A 239-nucleotide genomic window follows, 5' to 3' on the forward strand; every position below is an offset into this window, starting at 1 on the left:
CTGGCGGCCCCTGCCGCCCCGCAGGACGACCATTACGACCTCCACGAACCGGTTGCCGAACACGAGCCCGAACCGCTGCTGCAGCTGCCGACCCTGGGAGAGATCCAGGCGATCCAGGACGCTGCGGAGAAAGACGGTTTCGAACAGGGCCACGCCGACGGCCTGGCCCAGGGCCAGGCCGAAGTGCGCCCCCTGGTCGCGCAGATCGAAGGCATCCTGGACAACTTCGGCCGTCCACT

1 pseudogene is annotated in these 239 nt (G+C 68.6%); it reads left to right on the forward strand.

Annotated elements, in window-relative coordinates:
• A pseudogene (locus KVS69_RS20435) lies at positions 1-239 on the forward strand (flagellar assembly protein FliH); the annotation flags it as partial.

This window comes from Stenotrophomonas sp. GbtcB23, from assembly GCF_019091045.1.
Lineage (GTDB): Bacteria > Pseudomonadota > Gammaproteobacteria > Xanthomonadales > Xanthomonadaceae > Stenotrophomonas > Stenotrophomonas rhizophila_A.